This window comes from Thalassobacillus devorans, from assembly GCF_011761345.1.
In the GTDB taxonomy this organism is placed as follows: domain Bacteria; phylum Bacillota; class Bacilli; order Bacillales; family Halobacillaceae; genus Thalassobacillus; species Thalassobacillus devorans.
Window position 1 is genome coordinate 274,373 of the sequence record NZ_JAASRY010000005.1, and the last position, 23,810, is coordinate 298,182.

Annotated in this window: 22 protein-coding genes; 21 read left to right on the forward strand and 1 reads right to left on the reverse strand. The window is 45.3% G+C overall.

The annotated features are described in order from the left end of the window. The first annotated feature begins 7 nt into the window (after positions 1-7). The 13 genes from FHS45_RS16530 to FHS45_RS16590 all read left to right on the forward strand — a co-directional run bounded on the left by FHS45_RS16530 (position 8) and on the right by FHS45_RS16590 (position 13,519). Positions 8-886, forward strand: a complete 879-nt coding sequence (locus FHS45_RS16530) for a branched-chain amino acid ABC transporter permease (protein WP_062439813.1) — start codon at positions 8-10, stop codon at positions 884-886. Next, the gene (locus FHS45_RS16535; RefSeq protein WP_229717927.1) at positions 887-1,924 is read left to right on the forward strand and encodes a branched-chain amino acid ABC transporter permease; all 1,038 of its coding nucleotides are present in this window, start codon (positions 887-889) and stop codon (positions 1,922-1,924) included. Further along, entirely contained in the window at positions 1,917-2,702 is a 786-nt protein-coding gene (locus FHS45_RS16540) for an ABC transporter ATP-binding protein (RefSeq protein ID WP_062439811.1), read from the forward strand. The genes FHS45_RS16535 and FHS45_RS16540 overlap by 8 nt, the downstream gene beginning before the upstream one ends. Continuing rightward, a complete protein-coding gene (locus FHS45_RS16545) occupies positions 2,699-3,436 on the forward strand; it encodes an ABC transporter ATP-binding protein (RefSeq protein ID WP_062439809.1) in 738 nt (245 codons plus the stop codon). The genes FHS45_RS16540 and FHS45_RS16545 overlap by 4 nt, the downstream gene beginning before the upstream one ends. 30 nt (positions 3,437-3,466) lie before the next feature. Further along, positions 3,467-4,630 (forward strand): ABC transporter substrate-binding protein, encoded by a 1,164-nt coding sequence (locus tag FHS45_RS16550; protein WP_062439806.1) that lies wholly within the window; start codon positions 3,467-3,469, stop codon positions 4,628-4,630. A gap of 56 nt (positions 4,631-4,686) precedes the next feature. Continuing rightward, positions 4,687-5,088 (forward strand): hotdog fold thioesterase, encoded by a 402-nt coding sequence (locus FHS45_RS16555; protein WP_062439804.1) that lies wholly within the window; start codon positions 4,687-4,689, stop codon positions 5,086-5,088. 300 nt (positions 5,089-5,388) lie between these two features. Beyond that, positions 5,389-6,537: an acyl-CoA dehydrogenase family protein gene (locus FHS45_RS16560; RefSeq protein WP_062439802.1), complete on the forward strand. Its 1,149-nt coding sequence runs from the start codon at positions 5,389-5,391 to the stop codon at positions 6,535-6,537. Beyond that, complete coding sequence (locus FHS45_RS16565) at positions 6,534-7,646, forward strand: CaiB/BaiF CoA transferase family protein (protein WP_062439800.1); 1,113 nt, start codon at positions 6,534-6,536, stop codon at positions 7,644-7,646. The genes FHS45_RS16560 and FHS45_RS16565 overlap by 4 nt, the downstream gene beginning before the upstream one ends. Then, positions 7,643-8,791 (forward strand): thiolase family protein, encoded by a 1,149-nt coding sequence (locus FHS45_RS16570; protein WP_062439796.1) that lies wholly within the window; start codon positions 7,643-7,645, stop codon positions 8,789-8,791. Before FHS45_RS16565 ends, FHS45_RS16570 begins: the two co-directional genes overlap by 4 nt. A gap of 4 nt (positions 8,792-8,795) precedes the next feature. Next, entirely contained in the window at positions 8,796-9,563 is a 768-nt protein-coding gene (locus tag FHS45_RS16575; RefSeq protein WP_062439794.1) for a 3-hydroxyacyl-CoA dehydrogenase, read from the forward strand. A 52-nt stretch (positions 9,564-9,615) separates the two neighbouring features. After that, complete coding sequence (locus FHS45_RS16580; RefSeq protein ID WP_062439791.1) at positions 9,616-11,166, forward strand: fatty acid--CoA ligase; 1,551 nt, start codon at positions 9,616-9,618, stop codon at positions 11,164-11,166. Between the two features lie 145 nt (positions 11,167-11,311). Beyond that, on the forward strand, positions 11,312-11,911 hold the full coding sequence (locus tag FHS45_RS16585) for a hypothetical protein (protein WP_148349976.1): 600 nt from the start codon (positions 11,312-11,314) through the stop codon (positions 11,909-11,911). Positions 11,912-12,073: 162 nt separating this feature from the next. Continuing rightward, a complete protein-coding gene (locus FHS45_RS16590; protein WP_062439785.1) occupies positions 12,074-13,519 on the forward strand; it encodes a carbon starvation CstA family protein in 1,446 nt (481 codons plus the stop codon). Between the two features lie 48 nt (positions 13,520-13,567). On the opposite strand, the gene FHS45_RS16595 is transcribed toward FHS45_RS16590, so the two are convergent. Beyond that, positions 13,568-14,374 (reverse strand): LysM peptidoglycan-binding domain-containing protein, encoded by an 807-nt coding sequence (locus tag FHS45_RS16595; RefSeq protein ID WP_229717929.1) that lies wholly within the window; start codon positions 14,372-14,374, stop codon positions 13,568-13,570. A 214-nt stretch (positions 14,375-14,588) separates the two neighbouring features. Between FHS45_RS16595 and FHS45_RS16600 the strand changes: the two genes are divergently transcribed. The 8 genes from FHS45_RS16600 to FHS45_RS16635 all read left to right on the forward strand — a co-directional run bounded on the left by FHS45_RS16600 (position 14,589) and on the right by FHS45_RS16635 (position 23,807). Further along, a complete protein-coding gene (locus tag FHS45_RS16600) occupies positions 14,589-15,149 on the forward strand; it encodes a CotY/CotZ family spore coat protein (RefSeq protein ID WP_062439782.1) in 561 nt (186 codons plus the stop codon). 127 nt (positions 15,150-15,276) lie between these two features. Then, positions 15,277-16,257, forward strand: a complete 981-nt coding sequence (gene eutB / locus FHS45_RS16605; protein WP_062439779.1) for a hydroxyectoine utilization dehydratase EutB — start codon at positions 15,277-15,279, stop codon at positions 16,255-16,257. A gap of 24 nt (positions 16,258-16,281) precedes the next feature. Continuing rightward, the gene (locus FHS45_RS16610; RefSeq protein ID WP_062439776.1) at positions 16,282-17,958 is read left to right on the forward strand and encodes a PucR family transcriptional regulator; all 1,677 of its coding nucleotides are present in this window, start codon (positions 16,282-16,284) and stop codon (positions 17,956-17,958) included. Between the two features lie 181 nt (positions 17,959-18,139). Beyond that, on the forward strand, positions 18,140-19,345 hold the full coding sequence (locus tag FHS45_RS16615; protein WP_062440638.1) for a M24 family metallopeptidase: 1,206 nt from the start codon (positions 18,140-18,142) through the stop codon (positions 19,343-19,345). A gap of 13 nt (positions 19,346-19,358) precedes the next feature. Next, positions 19,359-20,306, forward strand: coding sequence for a cyclodeaminase (locus FHS45_RS16620; RefSeq protein ID WP_062439773.1), 948 nt, complete (start codon positions 19,359-19,361; stop codon positions 20,304-20,306). A 23-nt stretch (positions 20,307-20,329) separates the two neighbouring features. Beyond that, on the forward strand, positions 20,330-21,529 hold the full coding sequence (locus tag FHS45_RS16625; protein ID WP_062439762.1) for a cystathionine gamma-synthase family protein: 1,200 nt from the start codon (positions 20,330-20,332) through the stop codon (positions 21,527-21,529). 15 nt (positions 21,530-21,544) lie between these two features. Then, a complete protein-coding gene (locus FHS45_RS16630) occupies positions 21,545-22,765 on the forward strand; it encodes a M20 metallopeptidase family protein (protein ID WP_229717930.1) in 1,221 nt (406 codons plus the stop codon). Further along, positions 22,758-23,807 carry a homoserine dehydrogenase gene (locus tag FHS45_RS16635; protein ID WP_062439759.1) on the forward strand — a complete coding sequence of 350 codons (1,050 nt, stop codon included), beginning with the start codon at positions 22,758-22,760 and terminating at the stop codon, positions 23,805-23,807. Before FHS45_RS16630 ends, FHS45_RS16635 begins: the two co-directional genes overlap by 8 nt. The last annotated feature ends 3 nt before the right edge of the window (positions 23,808-23,810 follow it).

Sequence of the window (23,810 nt, forward strand, 5' to 3'; positions counted from 1 at the left end):
TGGTTCAGTGGCAGATTCGGTGCAGTTTTTAATTTCAGGCTTAACGATAGGAAGTATTTATGCCATTGTCGCACTTGGGTTTGTTACGATTTACAGCGTGACCAAAGTCATCAATTTAGCCCAGGGTGAATTTGTTATGCTTGGCGGGATGATCATGTTTTCTTTATTGAAACTTGGAATCCCATATTTGATTGCCTTTTTAACGACGATTGCGATAGTAATCATGATCGGATGGTTGCTAGAACGGACAATTGTCAGAAAAGCGAAGGGGGCAGATGCTTTAAGTCTTATTATCCTTACTATCGGAGCAGCCATATTCATACGTGGTATTGCCAGTATGGTTTGGGGCAAAGGTTCTGTAAAAGTTGATTCGTTTGCAAGCAATGAGCCCGTATATGTAATGGGCGCGACAATTACCCCTCAAAGCATTTGGGTGATGGTATTTATGCTTGCGATAGTTGCTGGTTTATTCCTGTTGATTGAGAAAACAATGTTAGGGAAAGCATTTCGTGCTTGTTCGGTGAACCCGGTCGCTGCCAGGCTGATGGCGGTGAGTCCTAAGAAAATGTCCTCCTTTTCATTCGCGCTTAGTGCAGGTTTAGGGGCCTTGGCAGGACTTGTAATAGCTCCTATTATTTTTCCTGCTTATGACATGGGAGTCATGCTGGGGATCAAAGGTTTCTCAGCTACAATCCTGGGCGGGCTTGGGAGTGCGCCAGGTGCAGTACTCGGTGGATTGCTGCTTGGTGTGATTGAATCACTTGGGGCTGGTTTCATCAGTTCTGGAATGAAGGATGCGATCGCATTCGGTTTCGTGTTGATGCTTCTATTAATTCGCCCCTATGGATTGCTTGGCGAAAAGAATGTTGGAAAAGGAGGTCTGTAAGTGAAACGTAAAGGAATACAACAGATGAGCTGGAAGGGGATAGCTGCCTTTACAGTGCTGATACTTATTCTCCCATTCCTGCTTTCCACCTCCTTGATGATTACAAAAGCAACTTTTGCGGGCATTTATACGATTGTCGCAGTCGGGCTTGGTCTTTTGATGGGGTTTGCTGGTCAAATTTCGTTAGGACAAGCAGCTTTTTATGGAGTTGGTGCTTATTCGACAGCAATATTGACTGCTACTTTCGGACTTAGTCCATGGTTGTCTCTCCTGATAGCGATAGCAGCTCCGGCATTGATCGCCTATATATTAGGACATACGATGGCAAGACTTCATGGATATTACTTAGCGATGGCTACATTGGCATTTGGAATAGTCATCCATGTTCTGCTTGTTGAATGGAAAGGGTTCACAAAAGGCGCTTCTGGTTTTTATGGCATTCCTAAGATTGAGTTTTTTGGCTTCACTTTTACTCAGGGGATAAGCTATTACTACCTGGTGTGGGCTTTTGCGTTACTTGTCATCGTATTATCCCTGAATATCATTCACTCCAGGATAGGAAGGGCATTACGGTCAATTCATGATAGTGAAGTCGCTTCCAGTTCAATGGGAGTAGATACGGGGCGTTATAAGATGCAAGTGTTTATTATCAGTGCCATGTTTGCAGGGATTGCAGGGTGGCTGTTCGCTCATATGTCCTATAGTATTTCGCCTGGATCATTCGGTCTCGATGGGTCGATTTTATTTTTGACGATGGTTGTACTTGGAGGTTCGACAAGTGTATGGGGAGCGGTTTTCGGTGCTTTATTAATTACCGCTATCAGCTCTTTTGTACAGGCTTTAGGCTCTAAGATATCGTTTATAACCAGCGATTTTGAACATGTGCTTTATGGACTGATATTAATGCTTGTCGTCATATTCCTCCCTCAAGGATTGTTTCCTGCGATTGCAGCGAAATTGAAGCCGCTTCTGGAGTATGCAGGCAGAAAAAAGAAAGCAGGCAATATCACTGCTGTAAAGGGGGATCAACGTGCCTGATTTATTAGAAGTGAAGAATGTGACCAGGAAGTTTGGAGGAGTAGTTGCCAACAAAGGAGTGTCCTTTTCTTTTGAATCTGGAAAGGTTATTGGATTGATTGGCCCTAATGGTGCAGGGAAAAGTACGTTGTTCAACATGGTGTCCGCTATTTTTCCGCCGACAGAAGGAGAAATTTGGTTTGCAGGGAAAAGGATAGATCGTCTGCCTGCCTTCAAAGTTTCGCCGCTTGGTATCGCCCGGACTTTTCAAAACCTGCAGGTATTCAAACGAATGACAGTATTGGAAAACGTCATGGTCGGATTACATACCAGTACATCATCCGGAATTTTATCCGCGGCGTTTAAACTACCAAAAGCAAAGAAAGAAGAAGAGACAATCTATCAGCAGGCATGGGAAGAGATAGAATTTGTCGGGTTAGAGGATGTAGCAGCGGTAGAGGCTGGCAGCCTTCCATTGGGAAAACTGCGTTTGCTGGAACTTGCCAGGGCACTTGCTACCAAACCCCAATTGCTCCTGCTGGATGAAATTGCTGCTGGATTAAATCACCAGGAGACAGCAGAAATGAGTGATTTGATTTTTAAAGTCCGGGATCGGGGAGTTTCGATTTTCGTAGTCGAGCATGATATGGATCTGGTGATGCGGGTCAGCGATCGGATTATCGTCTTAGATCAAGGCGAGAAAATAGCTGAAGGTACACCAAACGAGGTACAGAATGACCCGCGAGTCATTGAAGCCTACCTCGGTAACGATGAAGAGAAGGAGGAGGCAACGGTATGAATCAGCCGCTCTTAGAAATTAAAGGGGTCTCATTCAGCTACGGTCCGATTCAAGCCTTGGATGATCTCCATCTTCATGTCGACCATGGCGAAATTGTCGCGTTGCTTGGTGCCAATGGCGCAGGGAAGACAACTTTGCTGAAAAATATAGCAGGTCTCCTGCAATCTGACAGTGGACAAGTTTTATATAGGAATAGAAATATTGAACGGATGGAAGCAGAAAAAATTGTCCAAAATAAATTGATTTTGGTGCCTGAGCACCGGCAAGTATTCGGGACGATGTCCGTATTGGATAATCTATCTCTAGGAGCTTATCATCACTATAAAAAAACCGGAAAAAAAGAGGTTGCCAGAGAGATAGATAAGGTGTTTGCATTATTTCCTATCCTGGAAGAACGCAAAGAACAGCTGGCAGGGACACTTTCTGGCGGGCAGCAGCAGATGCTTGCAATTGCGAGGGCAATCATGGCTAAACCTGATTTACTGCTTTTAGATGAACCATCACTTGGGCTTGCACCATTGATTGTCAAAGAAGTGTTGAACTACGTCAAACAGTTGCGGGATGAGCTTGGTGTCACTATTTTGCTGATCGAACAGAATGTAAGTGCGGCTTTGAAAATTGCTGACCGGGGTTATGTAATGTCTCACGGCAGTATTGTAAAAGAAGGGAGAGCAGACGATCTGCTTCATAACCCAGAAGTGAAAGAAGTTTTCTTGGGCCACACGGTTGGATGAATTGTACACTAAAAAAAGCGAGGGGATTTTATGAAAAAATGGGTAGGTTTCTTGCTGATGATGGTAGTTGTTCTCGGATTGGCAGCATGTAGTGACACGGAGGCTCAAGGCGATGCGGACGTATACAAGATTGGTGCTATATATTCTAAAACAGGGGCAGGCAGTCCACTAGGAGAACCTGAATGGAATGCTACGAAGCTGCTTGAAAAGAAAATTAATGAAGAGGGCGGCATTGATGGCAAGAAAGTTGAAATTGTTTTAGCAGATGACGAATCAACACCGGAAAAAGCAATGGAAGAAATGAATCGAATGATTCATGATGAAAACGTTGTAGCTGTACTTGGTTCTACAACCAGTGGTGCAAGTCTGGCAATGAAAGGAATTGCAATGGATAATGAGGTTCCTTTAGTTTCTGCAGGTGCTGCGGTAAGCATCATTTCTCCTGTTGAAGAAGCGAAGTGGGTATTCAAAACCCCACACTCAGATGCACATGCTGTTGAGCGTATCTACATGCATCTTCAAAACGAAGGAATGAATAAAATTGCTATTTTAGCAGATTCCAATGCATTCGGAGAAAGCGGTGTAGAACAACTGGAAGCTCTGGCAGGAGACTACGGCATGGAAATTGTAATTAAAGAGAGCTATAACACGGATGACCCAGATATGAAAACGCAATTGACGAAGATCGACAGCTCTGATGCGGAAGCGATGATTGTCTGGGGAACTAACCCTGGACCAGCAATCATTGCGAAAAACAGTAAAGAACTAGGGCTGGATATCCCTTATATCGGGAGCCATGGGATTGCGAACCAATCATTTATCGATTTAGCAGGTGAAGCAGCAGAAGGGGTGACGATTCCGACTGGTAAATTATTGTTCCCGACACAAATACCTGAGGACGACGAGCAATACGACGTGATTTCCAGTTTTTACGATGATTATATGAGTGAATATGATAGCGCACCTACCAACTTTGGTTCCTATGGGTATGATAATTTAATGTTGATCGTTGACGCTCTTGAATCTGGAGCAACGGATAGAGAATCTATTCGAGAATACTTAGAGAATGATGTACAAGGCTATGTCGGTGCCACTGGTATTTTCACCTTTAGTGCAGACGACCATAATGGCTTGGAAGCGGACAGCATGGTATTGGCGGAAGTATCTGCTGGTGAATGGACATTAAAAGAATAATTGAAATGGGAGGGGCCTCGTAAAGCGTGGCCCCCTCGTACTATAGGGGGGATAAAATGAAAGAAGCAATTGTAGAGCGTGTATCCAAAGATCCCTATGCCCGTTTTCTAGGGATAGAAATTGATCGAGTGGGGGAAGGGGAAGCGGAAGTTTCTATGAGAATCACCGAAAACATGATGAACTTTCACGGAGCAGCCAATGGTGGAGTCTTATTTTCCTTGGCAGATGTAGCGTTTGCTATTGCCAGTAATTCCTATGGGCAGACTGCGGTAGGTATTAACGTCAATATGAATTATATGCGGGCGGGTATGCTTGGGGACAAGATCATAGCCGCAGCTTCAGAGGAATCGAAAAACCCTAAGCTTGGTCTATATCGGATGATCGTCCGGAATGAAGCAGGGGAACTATTAGCAACTGCCGATGGTATGGTTTACCGTAAAAAAGAGATATTCGCGTAAAAGACGGACATGTGCATGTCTGTCTTTTTTTGCGAGTAATGGCTAAGGGAGAACTTGATTGAGTTAAGTAAGAAGTTTTGCGCGTTAGGGCAGAACATAACAAAGTTAAGTAAGAAGGTTAACCCGTTAGGGAAGAACACTCCCGAGACACGTCAGAACAGTGCTGAGTTAAGTCGGAAGACAGCATACGCACTTTTATATGGTAAATAATCAGGAATAACCATTTCCACTTCCTTGGAAGATAAGGTAAACTAATTATAGTCAGAAAATTCAATCGAATTATGGGTAAGGGGGAGGACTATGAAGGCAGCTTACATAAAAGAAGAACATGAAATTTTGCGAGAGTCGCTGCGAAAATTTTTAGAAAAAGAAGCTTATCCCTACTTTAATGAATGGGAGCAAGACGGACTTATTCCACGATCGTTTTGGAAAAAGATGGGGGACCTGGGGTGTCTATGTCCGTGGCTGGATGAGGAATATGGAGGGTTTGGGGCTGATTTCGGCTATTCGGTTGTTATCAATGAGGAGCTGGAAAAAGTGGGAACCGGGCTGATCGGTATCGGTCTGCATAATGATATTGTGGTACCGTATCTAGAACAATATGGGACAGCGGAGCAAAAGAAACGGTGGCTCCCTAAATGTGCCTCGGGGGAAATAATTACCGCTATTGCAATGACAGAGCCTGGTGCTGGCTCCGACCTGGCTGGTATCAAAACCTCTGCTCTCCGTGATGGAAAAGACTACATAGTAAATGGAGAAAAAACGTTCATTACCAATGGCATTCAGGCTGATTTGGTGCTAGTGGTCTGTAAAACCGACCCGAAAGCTGACCCTGCTCATAAAGGAGTCAGCCTGTTAGTGGTAGAAAAGAATACCCTCGGATTTACCAAAGGGAAAAAGCTTAATAAAATCGGCCTGCATAGCCAGGATACAGCTGAATTGATATTTGAGGATGCAAGGGTTCCAACTGATAATTTAATAGGTAAGGAGGGCGAAGGGTTCTATTACTTAATGAAAAACCTGCAGCAGGAAAGGTTGATTGTCGCTATTGGGGGGATAGCCGCTTCAGAGAGAATGCTGAAAATCACTACCCAATATGTCAAAGAACGAAAAGCATTTGGCAAAAGTATCGCTTCCTTTCAAAACACTCAATTCAAATTGGCAGAGTTGGAAACAGAGGTGGAAATCGGGCGGACATTTCTCGATCGTGTAGTAGATTCACATATAAAAGGAGAAGATGTCGTCAAAGAAGTGTCGATGGCAAAATGGTGGATCACCGATCTGACCAAGAAAGTAGCGGCAGAATGCATGCACCTTCATGGCGGGTACGGGTATATGGAAGAATATGAGATTGCCAGAAGGTACCGTGATGCTCCGGTGTCAGCAATTTACGCGGGATCCAATGAAATTATGAAACAGATCATCGCTAAAAAGATGGGACTGCAATGATGGAGAAGATGTTGAAGGGGATACGAGTGCTCGATTTCTCCAGGTATTTGCCGGGTCCATATGCAACGTTACGACTGGCTGAAAAAGGAGCGGATGTCGTGCTGGCAGAGCCGCCTGATGGTGAACCGGCGAGAAGTTTGAACCGTACGGTTTTTGCGGCCAATAATCGAATGAAGCGAAGCGTTACGCTGGATTTAAAGAAAGAACTAGATCGGAGGATGGCAATTGAACTTGCTGCTAAAGCGGATATTCTTGTTGAAAGCTATCGTCCTGGGGTGATAGACCGGCTCGGACTCGGCTATGAAGCGGTCAAAAGACAAAATCCAGCAATCGTTTATTGCTCTATCTCTGGATATGGACAGGATACAGATGGGATGCACCATTTGGCCAGTCATGATTTAAACTATATGGCACTCACCGGGATGCTCTCCCAGCTGAAGGATGAACATGGAAAACCGGTACATCCTTCGATTCAGATCGCTGATTTTCTAGGAGGATTGACAGCCTCGGAAATGATACTGGCTGCTCTAGTGCACCGCTTTCGCACAGGAGAAGGAGCTTATCTTGATGCAGCTTTGACCGACGGCCTGTATGCGATGATGAATACCAACTATGCGATTTCAAAAGAAAACGGTGGTCACAAAGGAATTAAAGAAATCAGTGGAGAAAAGGTATGTTATCACCTCTATGAAACAATGGATAGACGTTACGTCACCCTTGCCGCACTGGAACCTAAATTTTGGCGTGCTTTTTGTGAGTTTGCCGGGAGAAAAGATTGGCTCAGCCGCCAATTTGTCCGAGCGGAAAAGGGTTTTCCTATCTACGAACAAGTAAGCGCTTACTTCCTATCTAAACCATTGGAAGAGTGGATGGAAATCTCACTGCAGCTCGACTGCTGTTTAACCCCGGTGATGGAAATCGGTGAGCTGGATCAATATCCATTATGGAAGCAGCGAGCAATGACCATCCGGAACGGCAGTCAGTTGGCCACAATGTATCCAGTGCCAGAAAAAATATCAGAGGCACCAAAACAAGGAGAACACCAGACTGATATAGTAAACGAATGGCTCCATCAGGGAGTACATACAACAGGAGGAGATAAGCGATGAGAGAAGTAGTGATTGTAGAAGCGGTTCGCAGTCCGGTAGGGAGAAGGAAAGGTCTGCTCAGTGAAAAACGGCCCGATGAGCTGTTAGGAGATGTACTAAAGGAGCTGATGGACCGGGCGCAACTTGATCCGGGAGTCGTGGAGGATGTTATAGCAGGCTGTGTATCGCAGGTCGGAGAACAAGGGATGGATATTGCACGCACAGCATTATTGATTGCCGGATTTCCAATAGAAGTACCCGGTGTCACCATCGATCGCCAGTGTGGATCGAGCCAGCAGGCGGTCCATTTCGGAGCCCAGGCTATTGCGAGTGGAGACATGGAGACAGTCATTGCCTGTGGGGTCGAAAACATGACTCGTGTCCCGATGTTCTCTAATATTCAAGGGACAGAGCATAGTCGGCGTCTAACCGATAACTATGAAGTCATCAACCAGGGATTGTCAGCCGAACGAATAGCAGAACATTGGGGTTTTTCTAAACAGGAACTCGACCAGTTCGCTGTGGAAAGCCATGAAAAAGCCTTAACCGCTATTAAAGAAGGGCGTTTCAAAAAAGAAATCATGCCAGTCAAAGATAAAAATGGAACGGTGAATTTAATGGATACAGACGAAGGTCCCCGTCCAGGAACCTCACTGGAAACCTTGGGAGAATTAAAGCCTGCATTTAAAGAGGGCGGGTTAATAACAGCAGGAAATGCCAGCCAAATCAGTGACGGTGCCTCCGCTGTCCTGCTGATGTCGAGGGAGCGAGCGGAGCAGTTAGGGTTAAAACCACGCTTCCGAATAGCTTCTCGTTCCGTGGTTGGCTCGGATCCGACATTCATGTTGACAGGGCCGGTGCCTGCCACCTATAAAGTCCTGCAAAAAGCCGGACTTAGTCTAGAGGATATGGACTTGTTTGAAGTAAATGAAGCATTCGCCCCGGTACCGTTATTCTGGTTGAAAGAGACAGGGGCAGACCCCGCTAAATTAAACGTCAATGGAGGAGCTATCGCGCTAGGACACCCACTTGGTGCGACCGGAACAAGGCTGATGACTACCTTAGTCCATGAATTGGAGCGGACGGGTAAGCGGTTTGGCCTGCAGGCGGTATGTGAAGGAATGGGCATGGCAAATGCTACTATCATTGAAAGATTGGAGGAGTAAGGAAATGAAGTTGGAAAACATTATTGCAGTCGTGACCGGTGGAGCTTCTGGACTTGGAGAAGCTACCGTCAGAAAAATTATAGCAGCAGGAGGAAGAGCGGTGATTGCGGACAGAAATGAGGAGCGTGCCGCAGACTTGGCTCAGGAGTTAGGCGACCGTTGTCTTTTCCATCCGACGGATGTCACTTCAGAAACCGAAATTAATCAGTTGCTCGATTTGACTGTTGATCAATTTGGCAGCATCAATGCAGTCGTCAATTGTGCGGGAATAGCAATTGCAGAGAAGGTGGTCGGGAAAGGTGGAGCCCATGATTTAGGGCGATTTTCAAAAGTGATCGAGGTCAACTTAATCGGTACCTTCAATATGATCCGCCTTGCGGGAGAGCGAATGCAATCGAATATGGCAAACGAGGATGACGAACGAGGCGTAATCATCAATACAGCTTCCGTGGCTGCTTTTGAGGGACAAATTGGACAGGCTGCCTATAGTGCTTCCAAAGGAGGCGTAGCCAGTATGACGCTGCCTGTGGCGAGGGAGTTTGCCAGGCACGGCATCCGGGTCATGTCGATTGCTCCAGGTTTGTTCGAAACACCAATGTTCGCTACATTACCGGAGTCGGCACGTGAAGCGCTTGGCAAAATGACGCCTTTCCCGAGCCGATTAGGAAAGCCGGCAGAATATGCGGAACTTGTTTCAAGTATCATAGGAAATCCGATGTTGAACGGGGAGGTGATCCGTTTAGACGGAGCGATTCGAATGCAGCCGAAATAAGGATGTATTTTAAAGGCGATTGGTAATCAACTTTAAAAGGGGAGATGAATCGATGGGACCAACCTTGCGTAGTATGTTCGAACAGACGGTAGCGAAATATCCAGATAAAGAGGGCTTGGTGGATGTAAAGTCAGGTAAGCGATGGACATATCAGGAGTGGGATGAAGAGGTCAATTGTCTGGCGAATACATTGAAAGATGCCGGAGTGGAAAAAGGGGATAAAGTCTCGACTGTCTTGTTCAATACGGCAGAATTTGCAACCACCTTGTTCGCCTGTATGAAAATAGGCGCAGTGTTCAATCCGATTAATTTCCGGTTAACCGGAAAAGAAATAACCTTCATTCTTCAGGATGCGGCACCGAAAGTTGTCATTTTTGAGAATGCGACACATCAGCAGGTGGCCCAGGCAGCGAAAGAAGTACGTGGTGTACAGTTTTGGTCAATCGATCAGCATGAACTGGACTTTGCCGTTAACTTCCAAGGTCAAATCGAAGGAGCATCGCGAGACAGGCCTGACTGCGAGCTGGATGAGAATGATGTCTATGCCATTATGTACACATCAGGGACGACTGGTCTTCCAAAAGGTGTGCTGCATACGCACCGTGATATGATCGATCAGGGCCTGATTATGGGAGCTGTGATGCAGGTGACGGATAAAGAGAGGGGGCTCAGTGTGGCTCCAATGTTTCATTGTGCCGAGCTGCACTGCGCCTTTTTCCCGCGGCTGATGATGGGGGGCACTAATATCATCATGCATCATTTCGAGCCTAAGCCGCTTATTCAGACAGTCAAAGAAGAAGCGATCACCACTTTTTTCGCCGCTCCCACGATGTGGAATATGATGCTCCAGGAGGATTTATCGGACGCGGACTTTACATCTCTTAATAAAGGACTGTACGGCGGGGCTCCGATGGCTCCTGCGTTGGTGAAAAAACTTCATGAACAGCTCGGCATTCGTTTATTCGAGGCTTATGGCATGACAGAAATGGGTCCTGCAATCACCGTTTTAACGGAAGACGAACAGCTGGACAAAGCAGGTTCAGCCGGGCGGGCTCTAATCAACCACGAAGTCAGAGTTGTGCGAACACGGGAGGATGGGCCGGCTGACCCGGAAGATATTTGTGAGCCTGGAGAACTTGGAGAGATCATTGTCCAGGGACCGAGCATGATGCCTGGCTATTACAACCGTCCCGAAGCTACCGAAGAAGCAATGTATAAGGGCTGGTACCACTCCGGTGATATCGGTTCCTTCGATGAAGAAGGCTACCTTTGGGTAAGCGACCGGGTCAAGGATATGATCATTTCCGGCGGCGAGAACATCTACTCTAGAGAAGTCGAAGATGTGTTATTCGATCATGAAAAGGTGATGGATGCTGCTGTCATCGGTGAACCAGATGAAATGTGGGGAGAACGTGTCGTCGCCTACATTGTTAAAAAAGATGGATCTCTTACCGACAAAGAACTGGATGAATTTTGCACCGCTACGGAACGCCTGGCCCGCTATAAACGGCCCAGACGCTATGAATTCGTTGAAGAATTACCACGTAACGCGAGCGGGAAGCTCCAGAAGTTTAAGTTAAGGGAAAAGTTGAAACACGTATAAGGTAATGTGCAGTCAGAGGCAGGGCGACTTTGCCTCTTGAATTATCATGAAGTAAAAATAGGCCAGTAACCTTCCAGGCATCCTATACATATACATATGGTATACGCCCAAGCATAGGAAGTTAATATTTATGGGAGGTTACGGTATGAATAAAAATAACATGGGGGATCCGATTCAGCTCCAGCAGAAGATCATTCATTTCAAAGCAGAGCTGGCAAAGTATAAAGAAAAGGTAAAAGATTATCAGGAAAACTACCATTATGCGCAGCTTGACGACCTGAAAGAACAAAATATCCAGCTGCTAGAGGACAAAGCCGCATTGGATTACCAGGTAGAAAAGATGGAGCAGGAGCTTCGTGCCGCCGAAGAAATCATCGCAGAACAACAAAGTGACCGTTCACGACTGCAAATCAAAAACAAATCATTGCAAGAGCTGCTTCAAAAGCAGGAGAGCGAATTCCGCGTTCAGAAGGAAAATCTCACTTTTAGAATTGAACACCTCTTAAAAGAAAAAGAGAAAGTCCAAAACAAACTCATCGAGTTGGAGCAATCCAATCGTGCCCTTAACGATAAGAATACGAAAATCACCAAAGAGCTCGAAGGTAAAAGAAATTCGAAGAAAGATAGTAAAGAATGGGATAAATGGAAGCAGGCAAAAGAAGAAACAATTGAAGCGCTGACCCAGGATAATATGATTTTGAAAGCTCAAGTAGAAAAATTAAAGCAGAAGCTGGAATCCAATTAAAAATAGCCAAAAAGCAGTGGGAAAATCCACTGCTTTTTGGCGTTTTTGAAATGTAAGCGGTTAATTAGAAAGAATACATAAAATTTTCAGAAAAGATGTTGTTTTTTGTCTAATTCCGTTATAGAATACTTCCTATCACTCGATTTGAAGGGAGGCTCAGCGATGCTTACATTTGTTGCATCCATCGCATTATTACTTACAGGTTATTTCGTTTACGCAAAGGTGGTCGAACGAATTTTCGGCATTGACGACCAACAAGAAACGCCAGCATACAGAAACAATGACGGCTTCGATTACATGCCGATGAGCTGGTGGAAGGCAAGTTTGATCCAGCTGCTGAATATCGCTGGGCTTGGTCCGATTTTTGGAGCAATATTGGGAGCGTTATATGGTCCCGTTGCATTTATCTGGATCGTAGTGGGCTCGATTTTTGCAGGAGCTGTACATGACTATTTTTCAGGCATGTTATCACTTCGGCATAATGGAGCACAGTATCCGACTCTCGTTGGAAAATATTTAGGAAAACATGCAAAATCTATTATTAATCTACTATCCATAGCTTTAATGATTCTGGTAGCTGCCGCTTTTACAGCAGGACCGGCTCAACTGATGGCGGAAGTTACCCCACTGGGATTCCTGGCTTCCTTATTGATCATTTTCGCTTACTTTTTAATCGCGACAGTTTTGCCGGTGAATAAAATCATCGGTAAAGTCTACCCTGTTTTTGGTGCCGTATTGATTTTCATGGCAGTGGCAATCGGAGTTGGCTTATTCTTTTTCGATAACCCGGTACCCAACTTGACAGTAAGCAACTTTCACCCGGACAATCTGCCAGTTTGGCCTTTACTGATGGTTACTATTTCCTGTGGCGCTATTTCCGGTTTCCATAGTACTCAGAGCCCGATCCTTGCCCGTACACTGAAAAAGGAAAGTGAAGGCCGTAAAGTATTCTACGGTGCCATGATCGCTGAAGGGGTCATCGCCTTGATATGGGCAGCAGCAGGTATGGCTTTCTTCGGGAGCACTGGTGGGCTGCAGGAAGCATTGTCAGCAGGCGGACCTGCTGGTGTAGTCAATGAAATCAGCACAACTACTCTTGGAACATTGGGCGGCATACTGGCCATTCTTGGCGTTATCATCCTGCCAATCACAACAGGGGATACAGCGCTTCGTTCTTCGCGGATGATGCTGGCTGATCTGTTGAAGCAAGTAAGTAAAAAAGAATTGAAAGGAAACTGGGCTAAAATCGGTCTCGTCTTCCCTGTAGCGATTCCGACGTTTTTATTGACACAAATGGACTACAGCTTCCTGTGGCGTTATGTCGGCTGGTCCAATCAGGTTGTCGCTACCGTCATGCTATGGACAGCGGCGATGTATTTGCTGCAGAGCAAAAAGTTCCACTGGATTGCCAGTGTACCGGCGTTATTTATGACTGCTGTTGTCAGTACGTATATCTTTTATGCTCCTGAAGGCTTCGGGTTAGCTTATTCGACATCCATGATCATCGGTTCGGTAATCTGGCTGGCAGTAACTGCCTGGTTTGTCGTTCAAATCATAAAACATAAAGGAATGCTTAATAAAGAAATAGCTGCTAGAAAAGCAAGCTGATTATACAAAACCCTGATCCTTTGTTAGCAGGATTGGGGTTTTTCTGTACTAAAAAGTTATCGGAATCCGGACAAGGTCCTGAATGCTGTTGTCTTTGGCACTTCTGCTATATACCCCCACTTCCCCCGTACTGCTTGTTGGCTGCCGGTCAAAAGGAAGCGTGCTGCTGAAGAAACCGTAAGCAGGCGCCCCCTCGGAAGCGGTAGTGAAGCGTTCCCGGGAAACGACTATATTATTATTGTCCCTTACTTGATGCTGGACGGAAGCCTCAAACACCCTGGCATATCCTTCTACTCGCTGCCCGCCCCTAATTTTGTTTCCTGGAAGCGGCGTAGTAACAAATATATTTGTAGAAGTAGGAAGAGGAATAACAATATGATAGCCAGGCCATATGATGTCTCTCTGGAAACCAGGCCTGTCACTGTTTGCCTTTTCAATCGCCTCGATAGTTGTACCAAATCGAGTGGCGATACGATAAAGGGTGTCCCCCGTTTCAACTTCATACGTAAACGCAGGAACAAGCAGCAGCTGATCAATATATATAAGGTTCGGATTATTGATGTTATTAATCCCTGCAAGCAACTCTACGGAAGTTTGAAAAGAAGCTGCAACTCCTCGCAAACCGTCTCCAGGAAATACCACATAGCTCATAATTGCAGGTTGTTCCCCGGTAGGGACAATCAGGACATCTTCAGGGAAAATCAAGCCACGATCTGTAACAGGTGGGTACAAATGGTTGGCCTGTTCAATCGCTTCAATCGTACTGCCGAACCTCCGGGCAATCGAATATAATGTATCCCCGCGCTTGATTGTGTACATATAGCTTTTTTGCTGAATAATTGGCAAAATACACACCTCCTCACTTAGAAGCTATGTGAAAAAATATAGGAAAAGAACGAAAATACTCCGTCACCGAGGGGCAATTCCAATGTGCAACTGTCTATTCAACTATCATTCTTCAGAACAGGCACCCATTTTTTTGATAAATAGACGATTGTACAGCCATTACTGTCAATTCTCCATAGATTATTAGTGCAGTAAAATAATCAAGAAAAAGGAGAGATATTTAATGAGCTGTGGAAAACATGATTTTGACACCTGCGTATGTGAGACGGTTCGTAAAATCATCAAAGCACAAGATGAAGTAGCTGGCGTAGGAGATGATTGTTGTGATACAGGGTGTGAGCAGTCCATTCGTGACTTGCTTTCACCAGTAGGAAACGGCAATGGTCCAACTACAATCCCATTCTTTCTATATTGTAAAGGTGACTGTGACCCATTTATCGGAAGTGGGGTAACTCGTCAACGACTCGGCATGTCTCAAAACTTTGCGTTCCAATGTGTGGAATCGCCTATCTTCCGAGCGAAAAAATTCGTAGATAAAGATGAGTGCTGCGTACAATTGGAGTTGTTATTGCCAGTAAACGAAGGTGGGCAAACCCCTGGACCAGGCGGAGATACCGTTTGTGATTTCTTCCCTGGTAATGCTGTCAGAGACTTCCTGGCAACTGGAATCTGTATTACAGTTGACTTAGATTGCTTCTGTGGTATTGCTTGCTTAGACCCTGTAACGCCTCTACCTTCTTCAGAATTAACTATGGCAGCTGCTGATGCTTCTAAAAATTGCTAAGTAATAAGAAAGACAGCCAAAGGATGTATGATCCTTTGGCTGTCTTATTTACATAAATTGATAATTTAGAATTGACTGATAATTATATACTTATATATAATTCAGGAAAGGTATTGGGGGTGGTGGAATGGAAAGTGTACAAACAGCTGATGTGACATTCAGAGATATTTGGAGAGCTAAAAAGCGTATTGCCACAATCGCAACTAAGACTCCATTGCTTTTTTCTCAACCTTTGTCTGATAGAATGGGGTCTCATGTCTATATTAAGCTTGAGAATATGCAGCCGACAGGGGCTTTTAAACTAAGGGGAGCAGCAAACAAAATGTTATCTTTGACCGAGGAAGAGCGAAAAAAAGGGGTTGCTACCTTTTCAACAGGAAATCATGGGATTGCTGTTGCCTATGTCGCAGGAAAGAATAATATTCCCGCAACGGTCTGTATTTCGAAAAGAGTACCCCAGGAAAAGGTGAAAAAACTGAAAGAGCTTGGCGCCCATGTAGAAATCGTCGGTGACAACCAGGACGATGCCGAGCAATACTGCTATGAGCTTGAAAAGCAATCAGGCATAACGGTAGTCAAGCCGTTCGATGACCCAGAAGTGATCGCCGGACAGGGAACAATTGGTTTAGAGATACTAGAAGATTGTCCAGAGATTGACCAGGCTATCATTCCATTATCTGGCGGTGGATTACTTGCCGGGATCAGTCTGGCTTTAAAGACAACCGATCCTCAGATAAATATCACAGGAGTTTCTATGGAGCAGGGTGCGGTCATGCATGAAAGCCTCAAACATGGCAAGCCCATCGTTTTGAAAGAAGCAGATACATTAGCCGATAGCCTGCTGGGTGGTCTTGGTCCGGATAATCGCTATACTTTTTCAATGGTGAAGCAATTAATGGATGAGAGCGTGCTTGTATCAGAGGATTCGATTGCAAAAGGGATAATGTTTATGCTGGAATATCATAAAATGGCAATAGAGGGGGCAGCCGGAGCAGGAATTGGCTGGCTGCTGGGAGAAGAAAGTAATAAATATAAAAATATTGTCCTAGTCATCAGCGGAAACAATGTCGATCACGACACGATCCGTTCCTTGACCGGCAAGTATTAGTTTAACAAGGGTGAGGTGGGGGATATGGGATTGACCGTAAAAGACATCATCCAGCTTCCAATTATGGAAACAGCCAAGGTAAAGACAGGTAAGTCGGTATTACACGAAATAGAGGTCGATTGGATTTCGGTGATTGAGACCCCCGTTGAAAATTTTGTGCGCAGCAATGAATTCGTCCTAAGTACAGGAATTGGCTGTGAAGATGACCCCCTGCTACTGGAAGAATTTACGAGAGATGTCATCCAATCCGGAGCTTCTGTCCTGGCATTTGCCACTGGCCGGTATATCTATGATATACCAGATCGAATTTTACAGCTCGCTGAGCAAAGTGACTTGATTCTCATCGACCTCCCGTGGGAAATACGTTTTGGAGATATCCTGCAAGTTGTGCTGGAAGAGATTAGTTTTGAAAAGAAAGCTGAAAGACAGCAGGCCGAAGAAATAAGACAAGAATTGATTACCTTTGTCCTGAATGGAAAAGGCCTTCAGGAAATCTCTAATTATTTATATGAAAATACGAAGATACCGATTGCGATCAGCGATCATAATAAGCGGATCCGTGCCAACCATGATGTTGACCCGCACCTGCTGGATGTATTCAATGGAAAGGTCGACGGGCAGGTACAGCAAATCCCCCAGACGGATATCCAGTTCAGCGAGCATCCGTTGTACCACCATATCGAAGAATTCGTCATCGATCAACAGACATGTTATCAGCTGACTATTTTATCGAATCAGAAAAAACAAGGGTATTTGATTTTCAAACCGGATGACCGCCACCAGTTGACGTGGCTGGTCATGAATATTTTAGAGCATGCCCTGACGGCTTGTGCCCTTTATTTTTTGCAGGAAAATGCTATTGAAATGACCGAAATACGCTTGAAGGACAACTTTTTGCTGGAACTCGCCAAAAACGAAAATGAAATTACGAAACAAACGTTGTCTAAAGGGCAGCTGCTTGGTTATGATCTGACGAAGTCGTATATCTGTATGGTGGGTGAAATCAGTTTTACCGAAACGAATCAAAAGTTGAAAGAGACGGATCGTTCTGCAGGCTCTTCCCTCCACAGTCGTAATTATTATATTCAAAAAGAAATCAATCAGGCTGGCGAGCTGCTGAATAGAAGCACCATGACGACGTTTGAAGATGGAGAAGTCATTGTGTATCTGGAAGCGGATCATCATCCTTATATGGAAGCGTCCAACCAATTTCTTGATATGGTCGAAAGGCGTTTGAATGATTTATTAGCTGGTATTGAGATATCATGGGGGATCGCCATTCATAAGGACGGCCATTATTCCTTTCATAAAAGCTATCAGGAAGCGAAAACAGCGCTTGATATCGGCAAGCAGCAGTATGGAAAAGGGGAACGGACTTTTTTCAGTGATACACGCATCAACCGGCTGCTTATGGCTCTTTCCCATGATCCGGATATCTCGTCAATTGTCAAAGACACATTGGAGAAGCTGATTGAATATGATAAGAAGCGGCAGACGGACCTGATCCACACGTTCATTGTTTATAATAAATACAATAGCAATGTCAGTCAGACGGCACGTGCACTTAACCTTCACCGGCAATCACTATTACACCGTCTGCGGAATATAGAACATCTGACAGGCTTGTCACTAGTCGACTCTGATGATTTATTCCTGCTGGAACTTAGTGTCCGTTTATGGATGCTGAAAAAACTTGAATAATACAAAATATAGGCGCTCTGTGAAACCCATTATGGGTTCTTGCGGAGCGCCTATTTAATTTGTATAAAGCCTAGCTGAAAAAGTTCATACATATTGGACATTACATTTGTTTACTTTGATGAATACAATGAGAAGTAAGAATTATATAAAAATTCAGTTAACGTAAGGAGGGAATATGATGATGCTTCCTTTTGATATTTTAGAATACCATGGGCGGCTGGAAAAAACAAAGAAGCGCATGGAAGAGAAAGGGATAGAGGTGCTGCTGATCACAGATCCCGCTAATATGAATTATCTTTCTGGGTATGATGCATGGTCTTTTTATGTCCATCAGATGCTTGTCATCATTATCGATGAAGCACAGCCATTGTGGATAGGCCGATTCCAGGATGCGAACGGTGCCAGGAAGACAACCTGGATCTATGATGAAAATGTTATTTCGTATCCTGACTACTACGTTCATTCCGATACCTATCATCCAATGGACTTCATCGCTGAGATTTTAAATCAAATTGGTCAGGGAAACCGGGCGATCGGTGTTGAAATGGATAACTATTATTTTTCGGCGAAAGCATTCGAACAGCTGAAGAGGAATATGCCGAATGCAACTTTCAAAAATGCGGACTTGTTAGTTAATGGTGTCCGCATCATTAAGTCTGATCAAGAAATTGAATACATGAAGCGAGCCGCTCAGATAGCCGAACATGCCATGGAAAAAGGAATTGAAAGTATATATGCTGGGGCAAAAGAATCGGATGTAGCGGCAACTATATATTATCACCTCGTCAAAGGGGCGAATGGGCATGGAGGCGATTATCCTTCCATCGTACCATTGCTGCCATCAGGTGAAAATACCTGCACTCCACACCTTACCTGGTCAGAACGGTCCTTTATGACTGGCGAATCTGTCATCATTGAATTGGCTGGCTGTTATAAACGTTATCACGTTCCGTTAGCCCGTACGGTTTCGCTAGGAACGCCTACGGAAGAAATGACAACGCTTTCACCGATAGTGACAGAAGGAATTCAGGAAGTGCTGGCAGCGATAAAGCCAGGAATAACCTGCGGTGATATTGAGGAAGTATGGCGCAACAGCATCAAGAAGTATGGCATGGAAAAAGAATCGAGACTGGGCTACTCCGTTGGTTTGGGCTACCCCCCTGACTGGGGTGAGCACACCGCGAGCCTGCGAAAAGGTGACCAGACAGTTTTAGAGCCAAATATGACATTCCATCTGATTCCGGGACTTTGGTTTGATCACTATGGCATTGAAATATCGGAGACCTTCCGAGTTACGGATACTGGCTGTGAACGGTTTACCAACTATCCTCAAGGGTTGATTGTACGGGATCCATCGAACCTCAATCCAACCGATAAAATCAGCTAGGAGGTGTCTCGTGATGAAGCTGTTTGCTAAGGAGGAGATGGAGAAGGTCGTTCACCTCGATAAAGAAGTTATTGATGTAGTCGAGAAGGCCTTTACTGATTTAGTGAAAAAGGAAGTACAAATGCCGCCAATAATGCGGATTGATATACCGGAATATAATGGCGAAGTTGATATCAAATCAGCTTATATAGCCGGGTATGACAGCTTCGCCGTAAAGCTTTCCTCTGGTTTTTTCGATAATTATAAATTTGGCTTGCCAAGCGCCAGTGGCATGATGCTGTTATTGAGTTCAGAAACCGGGATCCCGCAGGCTGTGCTTGCAGATAACGGTTATCTTACGGAAATGCGTACAGCTGCTGCAGGGGCTGTCGCAGCTAAGCACCTGGCCCGGGAGCATATAAATACAGCAGGTGTAATTGGAACAGGGGCACAGGCACGATATCAAGTAAAAGCTCTCAAGCTAGTCCGGGACTTTGATCGATTGCTCGTCTATGGACGGACACACGAGAAAGCGGAAAAATACAAAGACGAGATGGAGCGGGAGCTAGGAATTGAGGTAACCATCTCCCGTACAGCGGAAGAAGTAGTCAAGGCTAGTGATGTCGTCATAACTACCACACCAGCAACTGACCCGGTGATTAAAGCCGAATGGCTTCATCCTGGCTTGCATATAACTGCGATGGGGTCAGACGCAGAGCATAAGCAGGAGCTTGAAAGCAGCGTATTGGAAAAGGCGGATGTATTCGTCTGCGATGTCGTAGCTCAGTCCATAAGGCTTGGAGAACTACGCGCATGCAACAGCCAGCGGGTGATCGATGAAGCGATTGAAATGGGGGAGATTACAGCTGGCAGCAAAAAAGGGCGAAGTTCTGAAAATCAAATAACAATTTGTGATTTGACTGGAACTGGAGTCCAGGATACAGCGATTGCTAGATATGCCTATGAGAGGCTTACTAAATAAATATAACAAGGGAGGAATTTAGGATGAAAAAGACAAACATCGGAACACGGGCGATTTGGGCAGGGGAAAAGGCTTCTTTAGCTTTCGGAGCAACACAGGTACCGGTAGTTCACAGTGTATCATTTGGTTATGACGATATGGATGACTGGTATGAAGTAGCGGTAGGCAATAAAGAAGGGCACATTTATGGGCGTAATACGAACCCTACCGTTCAGGCATTTGAAGAAAAGATCAGGATTCTGGAAGATGCGGAAGCAGCGACCAGTTTTTCAACAGGAATGGCAGCAATCAGTAATACACTGGGAACACTTTTGTTCCCTGGCGACCGGATCGTATCGATCAAAGATACGTACGGGGGCACGAACAAAATTTTCACAGAATTCCTTCCACAGCAGCAAATCGATGTAGAACTTTGTGAGACAGGTGATCATGAAGCGATTGAAAGAGAAGTAATGAAAGGCTGTAAAGTGCTTTATCTCGAGACACCGACCAACCCGACCGTCAAAATAACAGATATTGAGCGAATGGCAAAGGTGGCTAAAAAGGTCGGAGCACTTGTTGTTGTAGATAATACGTTCGCAACACCAGTCAACCAGAACCCATTGGCGTTAGGAGCAGACCTGGTCATCCACAGTGCCACTAAATTCTTAGGCGGTCACGCCGATGCACTCGGTGGAGCTCTTGTAGGAAGTAAGGAACTCGTTGAGAAAGTGTACCATTACCGCGAGATCAACGGTGCTACGCTCGATCCCATGGCGGCTTACCTGCTTCTCCGTGGTATGAAAACATTGAAGCTTCGTATTGATCGTCAAAATGAAAATGCCTTGGCGATAGCGCGTCATTTAAAAACCATCGATATTGTCGATGATGTATTCTACCCTGGGCTGGAAGAGCATAAAGGCCACGATATTGCAAAGACGCAAATGAAGGGATTTGGCGGCATGCTGAGCTTTTCTGTCAAAGGCGGTATGGATACTGTCCGCCATTTACTGCCTAAGCTTAAGTATTCCAACCGTGCAGCTAACCTTGGTGCTGTGGAAACGATTGTCGGTCCAGCCAGAACGACCAGCCATGTCGAGTGTACGCCGGAAGAACGGGCGGCAATGGGGATACCCGAAGGATTGATTCGCTACTCTGCAGGGATTGAAGATATCGAAGATTTAAAAGAAGACTTGAATCAAGCATTCCGTTCATTGCCAGAGAGTTTGACAGTGAAAGGGTGATAGGGAGGGGTCCCTGTGCAAATTAAACATGACCCGGCAACCGTGAATGCCGAACGAATAAAAGCAGAATTGATCCGGTGGCGGCGCCATTTGCACCGCCATCCGGAATTAAGTTTTCAGGAAAAAGAGACGAGTGCATACATTCTCCACGAGATTAAAGCGATGGGGGGTTTTGATATCCACCCCAATGTCGGCGGGTATGGCATTGTGGCTACCCTGAGCAATGGAGAGGGCCCTGTCATCGGGTTGCGTGCAGATATGGACGCTTTGCCTATTAACGAACACAATGATGCGGAATATCAATCCATTCACCAAGGTATAATGCACGCCTGTGGTCATGATGCCCATACGGCTATGCTGTTAGGAGCTGCCAGACTATTAAGTGAAGATGCAAAGGCAGGAAGGTTAAAGGGTACAATCAAGTTCATTTTCCAACCGGCAGAAGAAGACACCAACGATGCCGGGTTAACCGGGGCACCATTGATGCTGCAGTCCGGACTTTTGGATAGCATCGATGTATTCCTTGCTTTACATGTATGCCCCTGGCATGCGACAGGTGAAATTCAGGTGAATGACGGACCGAGCATGGCAAATATCGATAATTTCCACATGACAATCAAAGCGACTGGCGGCCATGGCGGCTATCCTCATTTGGCCACGGATCCGATTTGGATGTCGAGCTACTTTTTACAAGGATTGTACAGTATTATAAGCCGAAAAATAGACCCACTTTCCGTAGGTACCATCAGTGTAGGAGAAATTCATGGAGGGGAGACGGCAAATGTCATTCCTGATGAAGTGACAATCACTGGTACCATACGCTCCTACACGAAGGATATGCGGGCCCGGCTAGTCCAGGAATTAGAACAGGTAGCTAATGTCATTCCGCCACTGGGTGGAACTTATGTGCTGGAAATCGAAACTGGAGAGCCTGCTTTAGATAATGATAGACGGGTGAATGAAGTGATCAGGAGAGCTGCCAGACATCTCTACCCCAATATGAAAATCCATGAGGGGCCATTTGGTATGGGTGGCGAGGATTTCGCTCATATGATAGCTGAAAAGCCAGGAGCGATGTTTTTTCTCGGATGCGCTAAGAAAGGGACACCAGAACGAAAGCTGCATTCAGGTGACTTTCAAATAGATGAAAACGCCCTGCCAATTGGTGCAGCGATTTTAATGAATAGCGCTCACAGGTTGTTACAAATCGAAGAAGGGAGGAAGGTCGATGACTAAAATAGCATTTGTCGGTTTTGGTGGTGTCGGGCAGGCGCTGGCAGAAATTCTGTTGGAGAGGAAGGGGCAGCTGGAAAGTTGTTATAGCCTTGATGCAGAAGTGGTTGCGGTTTCGGATATGATGAAAGGTGCAGTTTATAAACCTGATGGGTTAAATGTTGCTCAGTTGCTCGAAGCAGTAAGGGAGACGGGTAATGTGGAGAACTACCCTGACGAGCCTGGCGTGGTCAAGGGACTCAATAGTATGGAAACAATTCAGCATACTAATGCCGATATGATTGTCGAGGTTACTTTTACTGATGTGGAAACCGGACAGCCTGCCATCGACCATTGCCGGGCAGCGTTTGAAAAAGGAAAAAGTGTCGTAACCACGAACAAAGGACCGGTGGCGCTCGCTTACAAAGAACTTAGTGGGCTTGCAGAGAAAAACGGGGCTTACTGGGGCTTCGAAGGTACTGTTATGAGCGGAACGCCAGCATTAAGAATGCCAATAGCTACACTTGCAGGCAATGAAATAACGGAGATCAAAGGAATCTTAAACGGTACAACAAATTATATTCTTACAGAAATGGAAAAAGGTAATTCCTACGAGGCAGCTCTACAAAAAGCCAAAGAGCTGGGGTATGCAGAAGCAGACCCGACGAATGATGTGGAAGGATATGATGCCCGTTATAAAGCGGCTATCCTCTCCGGATATCTAATGGGTACGCCAATTTCATCAAAGGATATCCCATGCAAAGGTATCAGTGATATGACGCTTGAAATGGTCAATGAAGCCCTGAAAGATAATAAGAAATGGCGATTATTGGCGCAGGTGAAGAAAGAGAATGGAGAGGTTACCGCCTCTGTTGAACCACAATTATTAGACGCGGATGATCCTTTGGCAGGCGTAACAGGTGCAACAAATGCCATTCTTTATGAATGTGATCTGGCAGGACCAATCATGTTGACGGGGGCAGGTGCCGGGCTTAAAGAAACAGGTTTCTCCTTATTGATTGACCTGATTGACTACCAAAGACAGAAGACTACGGCGAAAATTTAAGGA